Genomic DNA, 996 nt, shown 5'->3' with positions numbered 1-996 from the left:
CTCAAACAACGACTACTGTAACAAATGGACAAGATGGAGCAGATGGTCAAGATGGGGCAGATGGACAAGATGGAGCAGATGGAAAATCACCAACTGCTACAGTCGTAGATAATGGAGACGGTACTCATACCATTACAATCGTTAATCCAGATGGAAGTGAAACAACGACTGTTGTCAACGACGGTAAAGATGGCAAAGCGCCAACTGCTACAGTCGTAGATAATGGCAATGGTACTCATACCATTACGATTACCAATCCAGATGGCACTCAAACAACGACTACTGTAACAAATGGTGCAGACGGCAAAGACGGAGTAGATGGTAAATCACCAACCATCAAGCAAACCCCACTCAAAGATCAAGATGGTAATGTTATAGGAGTAACTATTACCATTACAGACAGTGACGGAAAAGTGACAACTGAAAACATCTTAAATGGCAAAGATGGTCAGACGCCTAAGGTTGAGGTAACACCTGGAAAAGATACAGAAGGTAATTCGGGCTATACCATTATCATTACGAAGCCAGATGGTTCCACACAAGAAGTTTTTGTAAAAGATGGTAAAGACGGTAAGGATGGTAAAGATGGAGTGGATGGTAAATCACCAACCATCAAGCAAACCCCACTCAAAGATCAAGATGGTAATGTTATAGGAGTAACTATTACCATTACAGACAGTGACGGAAAAGTGACAACTGAAAACATCTTAAATGGCAAAGATGGTCAGACGCCTAAGGTTGAGGTAACACCTGGAAAAGATACAGAAGGTAATTCGGGCTATACCATTATCATTACGAAGCCAGATGGTTCCACACAAGAAGTCTTTGTAAAAGATGGCAAAGATGGTAAGGATGGTAAAGACGGTAAGGATGGTAAAGACGGTGAATGTGGAGTGTGTCCAATACCAGATCCAGATCCAACGCCAGATCCAGATCCAACACCAGATCCAGATCCAACGCCAGATCCAGATCCAACGCCAGATCCAGATCCAACAC

Annotated in this window: 1 pseudogene; it reads left to right on the top strand. The window is 42.9% G+C overall.

The features are described from left to right. Nucleotides 1–996 (top strand): annotated as a pseudogene (locus ACQV2R_RS08615) (YSIRK signal domain/LPXTG anchor domain surface protein); the annotation flags it as partial.

This window comes from Facklamia sp. P12937 (assembly GCF_050409505.1).
In the GTDB taxonomy this organism is placed as follows: domain Bacteria; phylum Bacillota; class Bacilli; order Lactobacillales; family Aerococcaceae; genus Facklamia.
Note: the sequence above shows the minus strand (reverse complement) of the source record. Positions and strands in the feature narration are given on the sequence as shown.